Source organism: Kitasatospora sp. NPDC001261, assembly GCF_042896795.1.
In the GTDB taxonomy this organism is placed as follows: Bacteria; Actinomycetota; Actinomycetes; order Streptomycetales; family Streptomycetaceae; genus Kitasatospora.
The window spans coordinates 1-1,359 of the sequence record NZ_JBIAXP010000055.1 but is presented as its reverse complement, the minus strand read 5'-3'; the positions used below and the strand labels follow the sequence as shown (position 1 = coordinate 1,359).

The window sequence follows — 1,359 nt, the reverse complement described above, 5'->3', positions numbered from 1 at the left end:
CGGCCGGACGGTCACCGCGGTCGCGGTTGAAACCGCCACCCGACGGACGGTCATCACGACGGAAACCGCCACGCTCGCCACCACGGTCATCGCGGTTGAAACCGCCGGAGGGGCGGTCGTCGCGACGCGGACGGTCGTCACGGTCGTCCCGACGGAAACCACCGGACGGGCGGTCGTCGCGGCGGAAGCCGCCACCGGAGGGACGGTCGTCGCGACGGAAACCGCCACCGGAGGGGCGGTCGTCACGGCGGAAGCCACCGCCGGCCGGACGGTCACCGCGGTCGCGGTTGAAACCGCCACCCGACGGACGGTCATCGCGGCGGAAGCCGCCACGGTCGCCGCCGCGGTCGTCACGGTTGAAGCCACCCGAGGGGCGGTCGTCACGGCGGAAGCCACCGCCGGCCGGACGGTCACCGCGGTCGCGGTTGAAACCGCCACCCGACGGACGGTCATCACGACGGAAACCGCCACGCTCGCCGCCACGGTCGTCACGGTTGAAACCGCCCGACGGACGGTCGCCGCGGTCGCGGTTGTACCCGCCGGTGGGGCGGTCGTCACGGCGGAAGCCGCCACGGTCGCCACCGCGGTCGTCGCGGTCGCGGCCGTACCCGCCGCCCGACGGACGGTCGTCACGACGCGGACGGTCGTCACGGTCGTCGCGACGGTAGCCGCCGGAGGGGCGGTCATCGCGGCGGAAGCCACCGCGGTCGCCGCCACGGTCGTTGGACCAGCCCCCGCGGGACCGGGGCTCGTAGCCTCGGCCGTCGTCCGATCGACGCTCGGGACGGTCCTGGGGCTGGTTCGACATCGTGGTGACTCCTTCTGCTGCTTCAGCTACACCGCGGGCGGAGCATGCGACTCCACCACCGCCACGCGGCTTCGACGCCGGCCTGCTGGCCCGCGTACCTTCTCCATTGTCCGACATGCCGGGACCCTCCGCGTCTGGGCGGAAGTCCCGCTTTTGCCGATCTTCTTCACGTTCGCAAAACACAAAAAGGCCGCGGCCCCAGCGAGTCGCTGGGGCCGCGGCCTTGAATAATTGTTCGGCGGCGTCCTACTCTCCCACAGGGTCCCCCCTGCAGTACCATCGGCGCTGTGAGGCTTAGCTTCCGGGTTCGGAATGTAACCGGGCGTTTCCCTCACGCTATGACCACCGAAACCCTATCGGGTATTCAGCGAAACACACTTTTCAGTTGATAAGTGTTTCCTTGTTCGCCGGTGATAACTGTTCGTTACCCGGGAACCACACAGTGAACGCGAGCGTCTGAGGACAAGCCCTCGGCCTATTAGTACCGGTCAACTCCACCCCTCACAGGGCTTCCATATCCGGCCTATCAACCCAGTCGTCTACTGGGAGCC

2 rRNA genes and 1 pseudogene are annotated in these 1,359 nt (G+C 68.8%); all 3 read right to left on the bottom strand.

From position 1 onward, the window contains the following. Nucleotides 1-910, bottom strand: a pseudogene (locus ACFY4B_RS42000) (hypothetical protein); the annotation flags it as partial. A gap of 131 nt (nucleotides 911-1,041) precedes the next feature. Beyond that, a 5S ribosomal RNA gene (gene rrf / locus ACFY4B_RS41995) occupies nucleotides 1,042-1,158 on the bottom strand. A 108-nt stretch (nucleotides 1,159-1,266) separates the two neighbouring features. Further along, nucleotides 1,267-1,359: ribosomal RNA gene (locus ACFY4B_RS41990) — 23S ribosomal RNA — on the bottom strand; the annotation flags it as partial.